Raw genomic sequence first — 17,841 nt, forward strand, 5'->3', positions numbered from 1 at the left:
GCGCTAAAGCGCCAACTTTGGTCGACAAAGGAGATTGGCGATGGAAGTCATCAACCACACAGTGATCAACCTGATCATTTTCGTGCTGGCAATCTACGTCGGCTACCACGTCGTCTGGAACGTCACACCGGCGTTGCATACGCCGCTGATGGCAGTGACCAACGCGATCTCGGCGATCGTGATCGTCGGCGCGATGCTGGCGGCGGGACTGACGCTCGGTGGCGCCGGGAAGTTCTTCGGCGCCATTGCCGTGGCGCTCGCGGCGGTCAACGTGTTCGGCGGGTTTCTCGTGACAAGGCGAATGCTGGAGATGTTCAGGAAGAAAGAGCCGAAGAAATTGCCGGCGGCAGGCAAGGAGGGTGCATAAATGAGCCTGAACCTCGTCACGCTGCTGTACCTCGTTGCGTCGGTGTGCTTCATCCAGGCGCTCAAGGGGCTGTCAAATCCAAAAAGCGCGCGCGCCGGGAATGTGTTCGGCATGGTCGGCATGACCATCGCGATCCTCACGACTATCTCGCTGATCGTAAAGCAGGCGGCCGGACTCGGCTCGAACCTCGAGCTCGGGCTGGTGTTGCTGGGCGCGGGCGTGATCGTCGGCGGTGCGGTCGGGGCTTTCGTGGCCGCCCGCGTCGAGATGACGAAGATGCCCGAACTGGTGGCGGCCATGCACTCGCTGATCGGTCTGGCGGCCGTGTGTATCGCGTATGCGGTGGTGTCGGAACCGGCGGCGTTCGGGCTCGGCGTCGAGGATGCGCCGTACGAAGGCTTCCTGCCCTACGGCAACCGGGTGGAACTGTTCATCGGCACGTTCGTCGGGGCGATCACCTTTAGCGGCTCGGTGATCGCGTTCGGCAAGCTGTCCGGGAAATACAAGTTCCGGCTCTTCCAGGGCGCGCCGGTCGTGTATGCCGGCCAGCATCTGATCAACCTTTTGCTTGCGCTGGGGATGCTCGGCTTCGGCATCATCTTTTTCCTGACGCAGGCGTGGTTGCCGTTCATCATCATGACGCTGATCGCGTTCGCGCTGGGCGTGCTGATCATCATCCCGATCGGCGGTGCGGACATGCCGGTGGTCGTGTCGATGCTCAATTCGTACTCGGGCTGGGCGGCGGCGGGCATCGGCTTCTCGCTGAACAATCCGATGCTGATCATCGCGGGGTCACTGGTGGGGTCGTCGGGTGCGATCCTGTCGTACATCATGTGCCGCGCGATGAACCGGTCGTTCTTCAACGTGCTGCTGGGCGGCTTTGGCAGCGAAGGCGGTGCGGCAGCGGCGGGTGGTGCGCAGGAGCAGCGGCCGGTGAAGTCAGGGTCGGCTGAGGATGCCTCGTTCATGCTCGGCAATGCGGAAACCATCGTGATCGTGCCGGGGTATGGTCTTGCCGTCGCACGCGCGCAGCACGCACTGAAGGAGCTGACCGACAAGCTCGTCGAGAAGGGCATCGATGTGCGGTATGCGATCCACCCGGTGGCCGGACGGATGCCGGGACATATGAACGTGCTGCTCGCCGAGGCCGAGGTGCCGTACGACATGGTCTACGAGATGGACGACATCAACAACGAGTTCGGCCAGACCGATGTGGTGCTGGTGCTCGGTGCAAACGATGTGGTGAATCCGGCGGCGAAGAACGATCCGAAGTCGCCGATCGCGGGCATGCCGATCATCGAGGCGTATAAGGCGCGGACTGTGATCGTCAACAAGCGGTCGATGGCGGCGGGGTATGCCGGTCTCGACAACGATCTGTTCTACATGGACAAGACCATGATGGTCTTCGGCGATGCGAAGAAGGTGATCGAGGATATGGTGAAGTCGGTGGAATGATGGCGCTGCCCATTTCGCGTCGGTCCGCTGGGCCGGCGCGAAAGTGGCTGACACGAGGCATTCAACGGGACTCAGCCCTCACGTGCCGAAGGAAATCCGCAAGCCTGCGTCCTTCCATATCGGGAAACGCCTCGCACAACTCGACCTCCCGCATGCGCTCGACGTCGAAATTGCGAAACCCCTCCCGCAGTTCGCACCACGCGCCGACCGTCCACCGTGCGCCCCAGTACACGAGGCCGAGCGGCCACACGCGCCGCTCCGTGTGCGCGTCGTTCCGGTCGTTATAGGCGAAGCTCACGACACGGCGCCCGTCGATCGCCCGGTGCAGCGCATCGACCTTCTCCTGGAACTCACCCTTGACGTGAAACGACGGCGCGAAGAAGGGCGCACGTTCGAGCGTTGCGCGCTTGTCGGCGGGCATCGCCGAGGCGATCTTCGCCAGCGCGCCGCGAGCACCCGAGGCAAAGCTCGCACCGCCCCACGTTTCGAGCATGCGGGCACCGGCGGCAAGCGCGGTGAGTTCGTCGGCGGTAAACGTGAGCGGCGGCAGGGTTGCGGTCCGGCTCAGCCGGTAGCCGATTCCTGCTTCACCTTCGATCGGCACGCCCGACAACTGCAGATCACGCACGTCGCGATAAACCGTTCGTGGCGAGACGTTCAGCCATTCGGCCAGTTGCCGCGCGGTGGTCAGCCGCCGGCCGCGCAGCAGTTCGGCAATCTGGAAGAGACGATCGGCGCGACGCGACATCGTGGGTGTCTGGCGTAAGTCGAGCGGGGCAGGGGCGATGGATGAATGGAAAATGCGCAGGAAGATTGAACGGGCAAGGCAGGGCGCGGGACGGGACTGATGCCCGTCGACGCGAATCAGCCCTGCGTATCGGCGGCGGGGCGCTGCCGGACGCTGCCTGCGATCAGATCGAAACGGAACAGACGGCATTCGAGCGCGCCGTTGAAGAGCGGCGTCTTGGCCGATTCCCTGAGGCGCAACTGGCCTGGCAGTTTGCGGTCCGACGTGAGAATGAACGCATGCCAGCCCGTGAAGCGTTGCTTGAGCGCGTCGCCCAACGACTGGAAGAACTCGCTGTCCGGCGTATCGGTATGGACGCGTTTGAACCCTTCGTCATCACGGCCTTCGCGGCTTTCGCGGCCTGTGTTGCGGATCTCGCCGCGCGGACCGCGGCCACGCACTTCGATCCGCTCGCCATACGGCGGATTGGCGACGAGGATACCGGGCGTTGTGGCCGGCGGCGTCATGCCGCGGGCGTCCACCTGCTTGAGCGGCACAGCCGGCAGGCCGGCGCGTTCGAAGTTTGCGCGGGCCTTGTCAAGCATGTCGCCGGAAATGTCGCTGCCGAAAATCTGCAGATCGGTGCGCGACGCGCGCGCGGCGCGTTTTGCATCGATGGCCCCCACTTTCAGCGACTGCCAGACTTTGACGTCGTATTGCTTCAGCTTCTCGAAGCCGAAACGACGGTCGACGCCGGGCGCGATGTTCAGCGCAATCTGCGCGGCTTCGGCGAGAAAGGTGCCGCTGCCGCACATCGGATCGTAGAGCGGCGTGCCGGGTGTCCAGCCGGTGAGGGACAGGATGCCTGCCGCGAGGTTTTCGCGCAGCGGCGCCGCGCCCTTGTCGAGCCGCCAGCCGCGCTTGAAGAGCGGATCGCCTGACGTGTCGAGGTAGAGCGTGCAGTCAGTGGCGGTGAGGAATGCGAATACGCGCACGTCGGGGACAGCCGTATCGATGCTCGGCCGTGCACCGCTGACTTCGCGCAGACGATCGCAGATCGCGTCCTTCACGCGCAGCGTCGTGAATTCGAGGCTGCGAAGCGGCGATTTGATCGCAGTGACGTCGACACGCAGCGTTTCGTTCGCGGAGAACCACTGTTCCCAGCGCTGCTCGACTGCGAGCGCGTAGATATCCTGTTCGGTCCGGTACGGACGCTGGGCGATTTTGAGCAGCACGCGGCTCGCGATGCGCGAATGCAGGTTGGCCGCCATGCCGGCGGCCCATCCCCCGCGGAAATGCACGCCGCCGGGGACTTGCGCGCCGGCTTCGAACGGTGCGCCGTTCAGATGGCGCGCGCCGATTCCGGCGAGTTCGGACGCCAGGGCGGCTTCAAGGCCGCGTGGGCAGGGGACGAAAAAATCGAAGGACATTGAGGTTGCCGGAAGGCTGGAGGGTAAGGCGGTATTGTACGCGGTCGGCGCCTGTACTCCGGGCTGCGCATGCGTGCCGTAACGCTCGCTGTGCCGTGGCGGCGCACGCGCGGCGACGGTCGCTGTTCCTCAGCCCCTGCGATCAGCCATCGCGGCGCCTCCCGACCGGCCAGACGAGCGCCGTCGGACGGCTGAATACGCGACGCCACACCGCGTGATGCAAGGACCGGACGTGAGTGCGCCGCAAGTCGCGCGAGCGCACGGCCATATGGAACGCGAGTGCAAAACTCACCGCGACGTTCAGCACCGCCATGCTGCATACACCGGCGACCGCCCACCACAGCTCCGCTGAACGTAGCGGTGCCTTGCCCAGCACGCCGAGCGCCACGCCGATCGAACCGGCGCTCAGTGTCACGTGCCGTACCTCGAAGCCGAAGGCGAAGAAGGCGGCGAGAAGGGCCGGGACCAGCCCCAGCATCAGCCCGAGCGAGATGTTGCCGGCCACACCCGCAATATTCGAGCGGCAGAACCGGGCCAGCCGGCCAGCGCCGGCCGCACCGAGCGTGAGACGCAGGCGGCGGTTGTACGCGAGCGCGTCGCCGACCCGATGCAGCACAAACCAGTTGTCCGCCCAGCCCGCGAGCAGGCTCGACGACCACAGCAGCACACCGGTCAGCGCAGCGTAGAGCGGCGTAGGCCCGAGCAGCGAGAACGAGCGCAGCGTGGCATGCGCCTTCTCCGGCGAAATGATGTCCGCATGGAACACCGGGCGCCACAGCAGTTGCACGCCGAGGCACACCGGCAAGACCACCAGCACATTGCCAAGCACCGCTGCCGCCTGCGTGCGGATCAAGGCGATCACCGACGTGACGAACTCGTCCACGCCGTGTGGCGTGCCCGCTGAGTCGAGTTCGCGGGCGAGCGTCGGCGCGGTCATGGCGGGCTGCTTGGTCGCGAGCGAGAAGTGCAGGAAGTGCATCAGCAGAAAGCTCGAGGCGTAGTTGATGCCAGCCAGCAGCCCTTCGAGCATCGAATACAGATGCGCACCGGTAATCGCAAATTTCACGCACACGGTAACCACGGTGACGAGGCCGCCGCCCGCGGCCATGCGCAGCATCTTCAGATACTCTTCACGATCGCGCGCGATGTAGTGCTCGCCTGTGTCGGCGCTGTATTCGACGACCTTGCGGGCGAGCAGCGAGAAATTGCCGCGCAGCAGGTGCGAGATGCTTTGACTTGCCTGGTTCGCCTGCACGAGTTCTGCGAGGAGGCGCGCGGCGGCGCGCAGGTCATCGGGCGCCATCCATGTGTCCAGCAGATGTTCCGCGCGGGCGATGCGCATCCGCATGCGCTCCACCTGGAACACGATGTCGACACTGACGCCGTTGCGGTAGAGGTGGCTGAACACATCGTCGATGGCGACGCGGCACTGGTCCAGCAGTAAGCGCAGATAGTTGACCTCATGGAGCAGCCGGCCCGGCTCCGCGCCTTCTTCGACCGCCTGATGCGCGGTCTCGACCGCAAGCATCGCCCGCGTGAGCCGGTAGAAAGGCTGCGATTCGGTCGCGGTGCGCGCGTCGGCGTCGCCAAGGCGGGTGCGCACCGTCTGCGACAGGCCCGTCGAGCTGATCTGGCAGGTCAGGTTATGCAGCGCCGCAAGCAGATCGAGCGAGAACGCGCTGGTTGGCCGCTGATCATCGGCGGCGCCGTAGTCGAACAGATCCCGGATGCGTTCGAGCAGGTCGACCGGCAACTTGCCGATCCAGTCGACATCGTCTTTCGAGGTGAACATCAGCCGGAACAGCGCACCCAGTTCGCGACGGTTAGGCGCCGGCGGAATCAGGGACGACTGGAAGCGCTCCGTCAGCGCCCCGAAAAAGCCGGAATGGACAGGCATACCGGCATCGCACAACAGCGAAATGCCGTCGCTTTCGCGCAGCAGTGCGCGCAGGATGCCCGCCACGTTGGTCTTCCAGGCCGGATTGCGGTCGAGCACATGCAGTGCGTAGCGCAGACGGGTGTGCGCCTGGACCGGACGCGCTTCATGTTCGGCAGATTCGCCGGGCTCCGCCTGCAATGCGCCGCGGCGATGAATCCAGTGGACAAGCTCGATCAGCCATTCGCTGCGCTCGGCGTAGGGCGCCTTGGCGTCGGCGATCGCGAGCAGGGCGTCGAGCTGATGCCCGCTGCTGCGCGAGGCGCGCCACTTCTTGATCACGGTTGTGAGGTAACGAAACATGTTCTTCCAGAGGGATGCCGGGCGCGTTGCTACGAGCGCGATGCGATCAGGATCGCCGGACGGCGCGAGCAAGGCAAGCTGGCCTGACGGCCGATGGTAGACGATCGCGTCCCATGCCATGTGGCAACGGGCGACGAGGCAGACGCATCGTCCAATGACGGAATCTGGCGCTGCGTGGCGAGCGGCTGCACGTGCCCATACACGCCGCTAACCCAAAAGCGCAAGGGCGCAGTAAGGGCAGTAAGGGCAGTAAGCGTGGCGAAACCCGGGAACGCACGCCAGCGAAACGCGCGCTTCCCGGAGAGCCGTGCAAACCTCAACCGTTTCCGTTACCGGACGAAGCAGCGGCCGGTTCGACCGGCGATGGACACGGCAGCATGGCAGCCGGCGCAGTCGTCGCAACGGACGACGCGCCCTTCGCCGGCGCGGCCATCCGCACCTGCGGTGCGGCGGCCAGCGCCTCTACGCCGGCGGCGATTTGCTGCGAGATCGCCTGCACCGCGCGACGGTGGCCGTCGGCGAGCGCATCGTACCCGCCCGCCACCGGCTGGTTGACGACGCTGCGGCAGGTCAACACCGCCTGCGTGCGCATGGCGCGCACGCTCCACACGGCGTCGATCAGCGCGTGCGACCCGGGCCACGACTCGAAGCGCTGGACCGTGACCTTGACGCGGTAGACCGGGACGCCATCCGGATGCGGCGTGCCGTACACGTCGATCGCGCCCAGCCGGGCAGAGAGATACGACGACAACGCACGCCGGATCTCGTCACCCGGCAGCGACGCCCACCGTTCCTGTTCGAGCACCTGGACCTGGGCCGCCCCGGTCTGCACGACCAGCTGGTTTTTCGCGACCTGAGGCGGTACGTCGACGGGCGGCACTTCGATCAGCATCGCCGGGCTTGCCGCGGTGCGCGTGGCGGCCGCTGTGTTGTCCGCTGTGTCGTCCGCATTGAGAGTATAGAAGTGGCTCGGCGGCGACGAGCAGGCCGCCGTCAAACCCACCCCGGCAACGAGACCGACCAGGGCGAATGCGCGGGCAGCCGCGCGCATGGGAGTGCGCAGAGCGGCGCGTGCCAGCCCGCGCGCCGGATGAGGGAGGCGGGCGAACATCATGGTTTGTCTCCTGATTTACCGCGCAGCAACGATTCCGGATGGCGTTCGAGGTAGTCGGACAGCGCGTTCAACGATTGCAGCGTGCGCGTCAGTTCCTGCAGCGCCTGATGAACATCCGATTGCAGCGGCGAATCCTGCTGCAGCGTCGCTTCGGCCGATCCGAACGTCTGCTTCGCCGCCGCCAGCGTGTCGCGTGCCTGCGGCACCACTTCGGAGTCGAGTCGCGTGAAGAGCTTGTCGGCGTTCTTCAGCGCGCTGTTCAGGTTGTTGCCGATCTGGTCGAACGGCACCTGATCGAGCTTCTTCGCGATGTCGGCCACCTGCAGCTGCAGTTCGTCGAGCGTGTTCGGAATCGTCGGCAACTCGAGCGGGTTGCTCGTGACATCCACCGTGGCGGCCGGGGCCTTGGGGAAGATGTCGAGCGCGACGTACAGCTGGCTCGTGATCAGGTTGCCCGTGCGCAACTGGCCGCGCAGCCCGTGCTTGACGAGGCGTTCGAGCAGTTCGCGTCCGGCGACCACATCCTCTTTGCGCACCGTCTCGCGGAAACGCTTGCCGAGGCGGTCCGGATACAGGTTCATCGTCACCGGCATCGTGAAGTTGCGTTCCTTGGGATCGTAGTCGATCGCGATGCCGGTCACCTGGCCCAGCACGATGCCGCGGAAGTCGACCGGCGCGCCGACCGACAGCCCGCGCAGCGACTGGTTGAAGTTCATCACCACTTGCAACGGCTCGCCGTCCGGGGCGCGCATCGCATCGGCTTCGTCCGTGGCGAGGCGGAAGAGCGTGTTGTTCTGCGCCTGCGTGCCGACCGGCTGCCCCGGCGGCGACTGGAACGCGAGGCCGCCGACGATCACCGTCGCGAGCGACTGCGTGTTCAGCTTGAAGCCGCTCGAATCGAGCCGGACGTCGACCCCGCTCGCATTCCACCAGCGCGAATTGATGCCCACGTACTGGTCATACGGCGCGCTGACGAACACTTGGATCGTCACGCCGGTGCCGTCCTTGTCGAGCGAAAAGCCGACGACCTGGCCGACCTGCACGCGCCGGTAATAGACGGGAGAGCCGATGTCGATCGAACCGAGCGAATCGCCGCGCAGCGTGTACTGGTGGCCTTTCTGGTCGCCTGTGATCGGCGGCGGCGTTTCGAGGCCAACGAAGTCTTTCTGCGTTTCGTCGGTGCGCCCGGCGTCCACGCCGATGTACGCGCCCGACAGCAAGGTACTGAGCCCCGACACGCCGCTTGCGCCGATGCGCGGCTTCACGACCCAGAAGCGCGTGCCCTTGACGGCGAAGTCTTCGGCTTCCTTCGTCAGCTGGACTTCGACGATCACATGCGACAGGTTCTTCGCCAGCGTGATCGTTTTCACGGAGCCGACGTCGACATCCTTGTACTTGACCTTGGTCTTGCCGGGCTCGAGGCCCTCTGCGCTCACGAAGCTGATCGTGATCGTCGGTCCTTTGTCGGCCACCGACTTGATGACGAGCGCCACCCCGATCAGCGCGGCGACCAGCGGAATCACCCAGACGAGCGACGGCAGCCAGCTACGGCGCGGGCGCTCGATGTCGGGATCGGGCAGATCGGGCGGCAGGGTCGGTCCTTGCGGGCTAGTCATGTTTCGATTCCTGAGGTTTTTCTGTCTTGCCTTCGTCCACGTAATCCCAGATCAGGCGGGGATCGAACTGCATCGAAGCCACCATCGTGAGTACCACCACCGAGCCAAACGCCAGCGCCCCCGGTCCGGCCGTGATGACTGCGAGCGATTGGAAACGCACCAGCGCGACGGTCAACGTCACGACGAACACATCGAGCATTGACCAGCGGCCGATGCGCTCGACGATCCGGAAGAGCTTGATGCGCTGTTCAGGACGCCAGCTGGAGCGGCGTTGCGCGGTCACGGTGAGCAGCGCGAGCACGCTCAGCTTGAGCATCGGCACCAGGATACTCGCGATAAACACGATCACGGCAAGCGGCCAGTCGCCTGAGGTCCAGAAGTAGACGACGCCGCTCATGATCGTGTCGTCCTCGGCGCCTACCAGCGAGGCGGTGTGCATCACCGGCAGCAGGTTCGCCGGAATATACAGCAATGCCGCCGCGATCAGCAGCGCCCAGGTGCGCATGAGGCTGTCCGGGTTGCGCCGGTGCAGCACGGCGCCACAACGCTTGCAGTGCTGAGGTTGCGCGGACCCGAGCCAACGCTCGACCCGTCCGCACGCGTGACAGGCGACCAGCCCTGCGCGTTTTGCCGTGATGTATTTCATCGGGCGGTCATCCCTGGCGCGGCTCGGTCGCGCGGGCCGCCGCACGCGCAGCCGAGATCTTCCGGATGCGCCGCAGGCGCTCGCGCGGCAGCGCATCGGCGACGTCCCACAGCGTGCGCGGATCGAAGGTGACGACTACCGCGATCATCAGCGTGAGCGCGCCGAACGCGAATAGCGAGGCTTCGGGAATCACACGCGCGAGGCTCGTCATCTTGACGATCGTGATCAGCGTGCCGAGCATGAATACTTCGATCATGCCCCACGGCCGCACGAACTGGATCGCACGCAGGACGAGATTGAAAGCGGGCGGCACGTAACCGGCGCGCACGGGCACGAGCACATAGAGAAGCGCAAGAAGCTCGACCAGCGGGAACAGGGTGGTGGAGCAGAAGACCATGACCGCGACGATCTCCATCTGCTCGTTCCACAGTGCTACGATCGCGCCGAACAGCGTGGTTTGCGACGTGATGCCGCCCGTTTCGAGCTCGACGATCGGGAATGCCTGCGCGATCAGGAACGTGATCAGCGCGCCGAGCGTCATCGCGACGATGGCGTCGAGTTGCGTCGAAGCGCTCCGGTAGAGCGTCGCCTTGCAGCGCGGGCAGCGCGCGATGGTGCGACGTTCGAGGCGCGGCTTGCGGAATAGCGCATCGCACTCGTGGCACGCAATCAGGTTGTCATGTTCCATGTAGTAGCAAAGGCAAAACAACGTGGACAGGAACGCGCCATGCCGGCTGGCCCGGCGGTCGCACGGGCTGCGGCAGCGCGCCCGAAAGCGGGCGGAGCCTGCGCGGCCGGTGCATGCCCCTCTTGGCGGGGTTCCGCGCAATGTTACCAAACGCGTCATACATTGCGTTTCTGATGTTGTCTACGCCGCCGTGCGACGCCGGCCGGCAAAGGAATCGGACACTTTCCGGCCCCAATTCGTTCCATTCCCGCGACAGTGCGTTGCGAAGGTGTGCCGAGCCAGCCTTTGATGCTTGCGGTAGCATGGCGGCCTTGGCGTATGTCGTGCATTCCGGCGAGCATCTCGCGCGCCAGAATGCCTCGTTTACGCGACCGGAATAACTGCCCCGGCCGCTCCGTTAACCCTGTTTGCGCTGATCCGTCATGGCAACTCGTCCTTCGCTAGCCGGCCCTGATTCGTACTCGCGGACCGCAATCGCGTTTCACTGGCTGATCGCCTTGCTGATCGTCTGCGGGTTTGCGCTTGGCTGGGTGATGACCGACATTCCGGGCTTCACGCCCACCAAGCTGCGTTATTTTTCCTGGCACAAGTGGATTGGCGTTACCGTGTTCGGGCTGGCCGTGCTGCGCATCCTCTGGCGCGCGACCCATGCGGCGCCGCCGCTGCCGCGCGACATGAGCGCCTGGCAACGGGTGGCGGCACAGCTCGTCCACGTGCTGCTCTACGCGCTGATGATCGCGATTCCAGCCTCAGGCTATCTGTACAGTTCGGCGTCCAACATTCCGGTGGTCTATCTTGGACTCGTGCGCCTGCCGATGCTGATCTCGCCCGATCCGCACCTGAAGGCCGTGCTCAAGGTCGTCCACGTGACGCTGAACTATGGGCTTCTCGCGCTGGTCGTGCTGCATGTCGCGGCGGCCATCAAGCATCAATGGGTGGATCGCGACGGCCTGCTGTCGCGCATGATCCCTTTCATCAAATAAGGATAAACATGAAGGTTTCGTTTCACCGCACCGTGCTCGCCGCCTTCACGGCCGTGACGCTGAGCGCCGCAGGCAGCGCGTTCGCCCAGGTGGATCTCGCGAAGAGCACCATCACGGCGACGTCGAAGCAGATGAACGTGCCGGTCGAGGGCAAGTTCAACAAGTTCACCGCGCAGGTCGCGTTCGATCCGGCCAAACCGGCCGAAGGCAATGCGCAGTTCTCGGTCGACGTCGGCAGCTATGACCTCGGCGACGAAAGCTACAACAGCGAAGTGCGCGGCAAGGACTGGTTCGACGCGAAGACGTATCCGAACGCCACGTTCGCATCGAGCGCAATCGCGCCGGCCGGCGGCAACCAGTTCAAGGTGACCGGCAAGCTGACGATCAAGGGCAAGGCGCAGACGGTCGTCGTGCCGGTGACGGTCACGCAGCAGGGCGCCACACAGAGCTTCGACGGCGCACTGCCGATCAAACGCCTGCAGTTCGATATCGGGCTGGGCGAATGGAAAGACACCTCGACCGTCGCCGACGAGGTGGTTATCAAGTTTCACATCGTTGCTGCTCACAAGTAGTCTTTGCGCTCGCGCGCGCAATGTAACCGGATATCCGAAGGAGAATGACTTGAAGAAACATCTGCTCTTCGCCGCAGGCGTACTGGCCTCGACGCTCTCGTTCGGCGCGTTTGCCGCCGATACTTATCAACTCGACCCGAACCACACGTTCCCGAGCTTCGAGGCCGATCACCTCGGCGGCCTGTCGGTGTGGCGCGGCAAGTTCACGAAGACCTCGGGCACGGTCACGCTCGATCGCGCCGCGAAGACGGGCACCGTCGACGTCACGATCGATCCGGCATCGATCCAGACCGGCAACACGAAGCTCGACGATCACCTGAGGTCGGACGCGTTTTTCGACGTCACCAAATTCCCGACGGCGACCTATAAGGGCACCGACATCAAGTTCGACGGCGACAAGCCTGTCGAAGTGGTCGGCACCCTGACGATTCACGGTGTGACGAAACCGGTGAACCTGAAGATCGAATCGTTCAAGTGCATGCAGCATCCGGTATTGAAGCGCGAAGTGTGCGGTGTGGAGGCAAGCACGTCATTCGACCGTTCAGCCTTTGGCATGGAGTTCGGCAAGTCGTACGGCTTCAGCATGGACACGAAGCTTCATATCCAGTCGGAAGGCATCAAGCAGTAAGCTTCCTGACGGTCGCTGTCCCGGGCCTTTCCACGGGCCCTGGAAGCCGCGCCGGCGGGGTGTGCGGGTACTGCCGGGAAAAAAGCCGCTTCGTTCGCTTTGCGACGAAGCGGCTTTTTATTGCGCGCGCGGTGGATCGCGGCGGCGGGCGCGTAATCCTGCCGCTCGCAAATTTATTATTTTTCAGGTACGTAGTGGCGCTATAACCCGACTGGTTGTGCGCGCATCCAGTCGGGCCGCGTGACCATAACTATCCAGCGCGCACCGGAGATCTGAATGAATGCAACGACAGCTGCAAGCGTCGCAGCGGCGCGCCACAGACCGTGGCGTGTCGTGGTCGCCGCGTCGATCGGTAACGCGCTGGAGTGGTTCGATCTTGTGGTCTACGGGTTCTTCGCGGTGTTCATCTCCAGGCTGTTCTTCCCCGCAGGGAACGATACAGTTTCGCTACTGCTCACACTGGGCACGTTTGGCCTGACATTCTTCATGCGCCCGCTCGGGGCAGTCGTGCTCGGCGCTTACGCCGATCGCGCAGGGCGCAAGGCCGCGCTGACGCTCTCGATTCTCCTGATGATGGCCGGCACGCTGATCATCGCGACGTTGCCCACGTACGAGACCATCGGCGTTGCGGCGCCGCTGATCCTCGTCGCGGCACGGCTGATGCAGGGCTTTTCGGCAGGTGGGGAGTTCGGCAGCGCGACGGCGTTCCTCGCCGAGCACGTGCCGGGGCGGCGCGGCTTCTTCGCCAGCTGGCAGATCGCCAGTCAGGGCCTCACCACGCTGCTCGCCGCGCTCTTTGGCTTCGTGTTGACGGGCAAGCTGTCGCCGGAGCAGATGGTCTCGTGGGGCTGGCGCGTGCCGTTCCTGTTTGGTCTGCTGATCGGGCCGGTAGCCTGGTACATCCGCACGAAGCTCGACGAGACGCCCGAATTCCTCGCCGCCGAAACCACCCCGACGCCGGTACGCGATACGTTCGCAAGCCAGAAGGCGCGGCTTCTCATCGCGATGGGCATCGTGGTGCTGGGCACGGTGTCGACCTATCTGGTGCTTTTCATGCCGACCTATGGCGTGAAGCAGTTAGGGTTGCCGCAATCGGTGTCGTTCGCGGCGATCCTGCTGGTGGGCGTGATCCAGCTGGTGTTTGCGCCGGTGGTCGGTCATCTGTCGGACCGGCACGGGCGAACCGGAATCATGCTGGTGTCGGCGGTGCTTCTGCTCGTGCTCATCTATCCGGCCTTCGCCTGGCTCGCCGCTCATCCGACATTTGTTACCTTGATTGTCATGCAGATCGTGTTCGGTTTCCTGATGACCGGATACTTTGGCGCGCTACCCGGCCTTCTGTCCGAGATCTTTCCCGTGCAGACGCGTACGACCGGCATGTCGCTTGCGTATAACATCGCGGTGACGATCTTCGGCGGCTTCGGACCGTTCATCATTACGTGGCTCATTAGCGCAACCGGTACGAAAACGGCTCCGAGCTTCTATGTGATCTTCGCCGCTGTGATCAGTCTGAGCGCATTGATTGCGGCGCGGCGCAAGCTGGGCTTTAAATGATCCGTAGTGAGCGCTAACGTGGGTTGCCGTTGCGGGCGGCAACAGCCATGTTGAGCATGACAGGCGCGGTAAACGACAAAGGCCGGTTCGAAAGAACCGGCCTTTGTCTTTGGTGCTTCTACGTTCAGCGCTCAGTGGATATCAAACCTGTGCGCCTGCGTTCGGGTCACCTGGATCGTGGCGTTCCTTCTTGTCCTTGATCAGGTCTTCGCGCTTCACGCCCAGCCACATCGCGAGCGCCGCCGCAACGAACACCGACGAATAGATGCCGAACAGGATACCGACCGTCAGGGCCAGCGCGAAGTAGTGCAGCGTCGGGCCGCCGAACAGGAACATCGACAGCACCATCATTTGCGTACAGCCGTGCGTGATGATGGTCCGCGACATCGTGCTCGTGATTGCATGGTTGATGACTTCGATCACCGTCATCTTGCGCTCGCGACGGAAGGTTTCGCGAATCCGGTCGAAGATAACGACCGATTCGTTCACGGAATAACCGAGCACTGCGAGCACGGCAGCCAGCACCGACAGCGAGAACTCCCACTGGAAGAACGCGAAGAAGCCGAGAATGATCACCACGTCGTGCAGGTTGGCGATCACGCCCGCGACGGCATATTTCCATTCGAAGCGGAACGACAGGTAGATCACGATGCCGACGACCACGCAGGCGAGCGCGAGCAGACCGTCGGTGGCGAGTTCCTTGCCGACCTGCGGGCCGACGAACTCGACGCGCTGCAACTGCGCCTGCGCGTTTTCGGCTTTCAGCGCGCTCATCACCTGGTCGCTCTGCTGCGCGGACGTAAGCCCGTGCTTGAGCGGCAGGCGGATCAGCACGTCGCGCGAGGTGCCGAAGTTCTGCACCTGAGCGTCGGCGTAACCGAGCTTGCCGAGCGTGTCACGCACCGGTTCGAGCGGTACGGCCGTCGGATACTGCACTTCGATGACCGTGCCGCCCGTGAATTCCACCGACAGATGCAGCCCGCGGTGCACGAGGAAAAACACGGCAGCGATAAACGTCAGGAGCGAGATCGCGTTGAACAGCAACGCGCGCTGCATGAACGGAATGTCTTTGCGGATACGGAAAAATTCCATGATCTTCTTCTCCGGGACTCAGCGGGATGAACCCGGTTTCCTGGGCGCAGTGCCAGGATCGTTGCGGCGGCGTACCACCGGCTTGCCGCTGCGCGCCGGCGCTTTGGCAGCATTGGCCTTCGCTGCGGCGGCGTTGTTGGCGGCGATGGCCCGTGCGGTGTCGGTTGCCGCGTCGTCGTCGGTGAGCGCGGCGGCCGCACCAGCCGGCGTCGGCTTCCACACCTGACCGATGGCCAGCGATTTCAGCTTCTTCTTGCCGCCGTACCACATGTTCACGAGACCGCGCGAGAAGAACACCGCGGAGAACATCGACGTCATGATGCCGATACAGTGCACGACCGCGAAGCCGCGCACCGGGCCCGAGCCGAATGCGAGCAGCGCGAGACCAGCGATCAGCGTCGTCACGTTCGAGTCGAGAATCGTTGCCCAGGCGTGCGCATAGCCGTTCTGGATCGCGAGCTGCGGCGGTGCGCCGTTGCGCAGTTCTTCACGCACACGCTCGTTGATCAGCACGTTCGCGTCGATCGCCATACCGAGCGCGAGTGCGATAGCGGCGATACCCGGCAACGTCAGCGTGGCCTGCAGCATCGACAGGATCGCGATCAGCAGCAACAGGTTGACCGACAGCCCGATCATCGAGATCACACCGAACAGCATGTAGTACGCGATCATGAACACGGCGATCGCCGCAAAGCCCCACACGACCGAATGGAAGCCCTTCTTGATGTTGTCGGCGCCAAGGCTCGGGCCGATCGTGCGTTCCTCGATGATCTCCATCGGCGCTGCGAGCGAACCGGCGCGCAGCAGCAGCGCGAGATCGGCGGCGGCTTGCGGCGTCGGCTGGCCGGTGATCTGGAAGCGGTCACCCAGTTCCGACTGGATCGTCGCGACCGTCAGCACTTCGCCCTTGCCCTTTTCGAACAGCACCATCGCCATCGGCTTGCCGATGTTGTCGCGCGACACGCTGCGCACCGCGCGGCCACCCGCCGAGTCGAGGCGGATGTTGACCGACGGACGCTGGTGTTCGTCGAAGCCGGCGGAGGCGTCGATGATGCGGTCGCCGGTGAAGATCACCTGCTTGCGCAGCAGCACCGGCGTCTGGTTGCCCTGGGTGAAGAGCTCGTCGCCCGGCGGCACCGGATCGTTCGGGTTCGGATGGGTATTCACCGGATCAGCGAGGCGCGCTTCGAGCGTCGCCGTGCGGCCGATGATGTCCTTCGCCTTCGCCGTGTCCTGCACGCCCGGCAGTTCGACCACGATGCGGTCGGAGCCTTGCTGCTGGATCACCGGTTCGGCCACGCCGAGTTCGTTCACGCGGTTATGCAGCGTCGTGATGTTCTGCTTGATCGCGGCTTCCTGAACGGCTTTCTGCACCGCCGGCGTGAACGTGCCGACGACCTGGACACCGCCTTCCGGATTCGGCTGTGTAGCCCACTGGAGTTCGGTGATGCCCGTATTCAGGAGCTTGAGCGCCGCATTGGCCGTGTCCGTATCGGCGAAATTCACTACCACCGACTGGTTGACGCGGTTCACGCCGCCATCGCGGATGTTCTTGTCACGCAGCAAAGTGCGGACGTCAGACGCATCGGAGTCGAGCTTCTTGTTCAGCGCGCCTGCCATGTCCACCTGCAGCAGGAAGTGCACCCCGCCGCGCAGGTCGAGACCGAGGTACATCGGCAATGCGCGAAGCGCGGTGAGCCAGCTGGGCGACGCGCTTTGCAGGTTCAGCGCCACGATGAACTGCGGATCCGTCGGATCGGCGTTCAGCGACTTCTGCAGCAGGTCTTTCACGCGCAGTTGCGTGTCGGTGTCCACCAGACGCACGCGGATGTTCGCGTTGGTCTGGGAATTATCGAACGTGATGGCGGCGGGCTTGATCTGGGCCGACGCCAGCGCGGTTTCGACCTGCGATAGCGTGGTCGAGTCGAGCTTGACCGTGGCCTTGCCGCTCGACACCTGGACCGCCGGCGCTTCACCGAAGAAGTTGGGCAACGTGTACACGAGGCCGATGACGAGCGCCACCAGCATCACGACATATTTCCAGAGGGGGTAACGATTCATGGGATGGGCCCAACGGGAAGGTTGGCTTGGAAGCGATGCGTCCGGCGATGAGCGCGGGAACCGTGGGTATCAGGTCAGTGAAGACTCAGGAAGCCGTTCAGGTTCCAGCGAGGCCGCGCCGGACGCGAGAGAGCAGGCCTTACAGCGACTTGATCGTGCCCTTCGGGAGAATCTGCGTAACCGATGCCTTCTGCACGGTGATTTCCGTGCCTTCGGCGATTTCGACGCCGACATAGGCATCGCTCACCTTGGTCACCTTGCCGACGATGCCGCCGTTGGTGACCACTTCGTCGCCCTTCGCCATGGCGGAGAGCATGTTGCGATGTTCCTTCTGGCGCTTCATTTGCGGGCGGATCATGATGAAGTACAGAACACCGAACATCAGGATCAGCGGCAGGAAGCTCATCAGGCTCGATTCTGCGCCACCGGTGCCTTGCGCGAAGGCGTTGGAAATGAACGACACGTTGGTCTCTCCGTTATAACGATCAAAAAATGCAGCCGGTTATTCTACCACCGGCCCTGGCCGCGACGGCACAGCAAAATGCGCTTTGCGATCAAGCTGTTATTGCGACAGAAATGCGACGAAAAAGGCTTGATCAGGATCACGCGAAAGATAATTGTAATGTTTTGCTGGCCGGAGCAGCGGGATTCCTCAGGATAATCCGCTGG

16 protein-coding genes are annotated in these 17,841 nt (G+C 64.0%); 6 read left to right on the forward strand and 10 right to left on the reverse strand.

The genetic code is table 11. The annotated features are described in order from the left end of the window. Positions 1 to 40: 40 nt before the first annotated feature. Both P3T23_RS18805 and P3T23_RS18810 read left to right on the forward strand, forming a co-directional pair. Positions 41 to 367, forward strand: coding sequence for an NAD(P) transhydrogenase subunit alpha (locus tag P3T23_RS18805; protein ID WP_133660933.1), 327 nt, complete (start codon positions 41 to 43; stop codon positions 365 to 367). After that, complete coding sequence (locus tag P3T23_RS18810) at positions 368 to 1,822, forward strand: NAD(P)(+) transhydrogenase (Re/Si-specific) subunit beta (RefSeq protein ID WP_429317658.1); 1,455 nt, start codon at positions 368 to 370, stop codon at positions 1,820 to 1,822. A 61-nt stretch (positions 1,823 to 1,883) separates the two neighbouring features. Here P3T23_RS18810 and P3T23_RS18815 read toward each other — a convergent pair whose 3' ends face one another. The 7 genes from P3T23_RS18815 to P3T23_RS18845 form a co-directional block, all read right to left on the reverse strand. Further along, on the reverse strand, positions 1,884 to 2,570 hold the full coding sequence (locus P3T23_RS18815; RefSeq protein WP_429317659.1) for a helix-turn-helix transcriptional regulator: 687 nt from the start codon (positions 2,568 to 2,570) through the stop codon (positions 1,884 to 1,886). 116 nt (positions 2,571 to 2,686) lie between these two features. Then, entirely contained in the window at positions 2,687 to 3,979 is a 1,293-nt protein-coding gene (locus P3T23_RS18820; protein WP_429317660.1) for a THUMP domain-containing class I SAM-dependent RNA methyltransferase, read from the reverse strand. A gap of 142 nt (positions 3,980 to 4,121) precedes the next feature. Further along, the gene (locus P3T23_RS18825) at positions 4,122 to 6,218 is read right to left on the reverse strand and encodes a site-specific recombinase (RefSeq protein WP_429317749.1); all 2,097 of its coding nucleotides are present in this window, start codon (positions 6,216 to 6,218) and stop codon (positions 4,122 to 4,124) included. 316 nt (positions 6,219 to 6,534) lie between these two features. Continuing rightward, a complete protein-coding gene (locus P3T23_RS18830) occupies positions 6,535 to 7,332 on the reverse strand; it encodes a PqiC family protein (protein ID WP_429317661.1) in 798 nt (265 codons plus the stop codon). Next, entirely contained in the window at positions 7,329 to 8,948 is a 1,620-nt protein-coding gene (locus P3T23_RS18835; protein WP_429317662.1) for an intermembrane transport protein PqiB, read from the reverse strand. Before P3T23_RS18835 ends, P3T23_RS18830 begins: the two co-directional genes overlap by 4 nt. Further along, entirely contained in the window at positions 8,941 to 9,594 is a 654-nt protein-coding gene (locus P3T23_RS18840; protein ID WP_429317663.1) for a paraquat-inducible protein A, read from the reverse strand. The genes P3T23_RS18835 and P3T23_RS18840 overlap by 8 nt, the downstream gene beginning before the upstream one ends. 7 nt (positions 9,595 to 9,601) lie before the next feature. Then, positions 9,602 to 10,282, reverse strand: coding sequence for a paraquat-inducible protein A (locus P3T23_RS18845; protein ID WP_429317664.1), 681 nt, complete (start codon positions 10,280 to 10,282; stop codon positions 9,602 to 9,604). 422 nt (positions 10,283 to 10,704) lie between these two features. On the opposite strand from P3T23_RS18845, the gene P3T23_RS18850 reads away from it, so the two are divergent. From P3T23_RS18850 to P3T23_RS18865, 4 genes are all read left to right on the forward strand, one after another. Continuing rightward, a complete protein-coding gene (locus P3T23_RS18850; RefSeq protein ID WP_429317665.1) occupies positions 10,705 to 11,265 on the forward strand; it encodes a cytochrome b in 561 nt (186 codons plus the stop codon). A gap of 8 nt (positions 11,266 to 11,273) precedes the next feature. Next, a complete protein-coding gene (locus P3T23_RS18855) occupies positions 11,274 to 11,837 on the forward strand; it encodes a YceI family protein (RefSeq protein WP_429317666.1) in 564 nt (187 codons plus the stop codon). Between the two features lie 61 nt (positions 11,838 to 11,898). Beyond that, positions 11,899 to 12,465 (forward strand): YceI family protein, encoded by a 567-nt coding sequence (locus tag P3T23_RS18860; protein WP_429317750.1) that lies wholly within the window; start codon positions 11,899 to 11,901, stop codon positions 12,463 to 12,465. Positions 12,466 to 12,741: 276 nt separating this feature from the next. Beyond that, positions 12,742 to 14,019 carry an MFS transporter gene (locus P3T23_RS18865; protein ID WP_429317667.1) on the forward strand — a complete coding sequence of 426 codons (1,278 nt, stop codon included), beginning with the start codon at positions 12,742 to 12,744 and terminating at the stop codon, positions 14,017 to 14,019. A 141-nt stretch (positions 14,020 to 14,160) separates the two neighbouring features. Here P3T23_RS18865 and secF read toward each other — a convergent pair whose 3' ends face one another. The 3 genes from secF to yajC all read right to left on the reverse strand — a co-directional run bounded on the left by secF (position 14,161) and on the right by yajC (position 17,635). Next, positions 14,161 to 15,111 (reverse strand): protein translocase subunit SecF, encoded by a 951-nt coding sequence (gene secF / locus P3T23_RS18870; RefSeq protein ID WP_429317668.1) that lies wholly within the window; start codon positions 15,109 to 15,111, stop codon positions 14,161 to 14,163. 18 nt (positions 15,112 to 15,129) lie between these two features. After that, complete coding sequence (secD, locus tag P3T23_RS18875) at positions 15,130 to 17,172, reverse strand: protein translocase subunit SecD (RefSeq protein WP_429317669.1); 2,043 nt, start codon at positions 17,170 to 17,172, stop codon at positions 15,130 to 15,132. Positions 17,173 to 17,311: 139 nt separating this feature from the next. Then, positions 17,312 to 17,635 (reverse strand): preprotein translocase subunit YajC, encoded by a 324-nt coding sequence (yajC, locus tag P3T23_RS18880; RefSeq protein WP_133660919.1) that lies wholly within the window; start codon positions 17,633 to 17,635, stop codon positions 17,312 to 17,314. Positions 17,636 to 17,841: the final 206 nt, after the last annotated feature.

Source organism: Paraburkholderia sp. GAS448, assembly GCF_050435685.1.
In the GTDB taxonomy this organism is placed as follows: domain Bacteria; phylum Pseudomonadota; class Gammaproteobacteria; order Burkholderiales; family Burkholderiaceae; genus Paraburkholderia.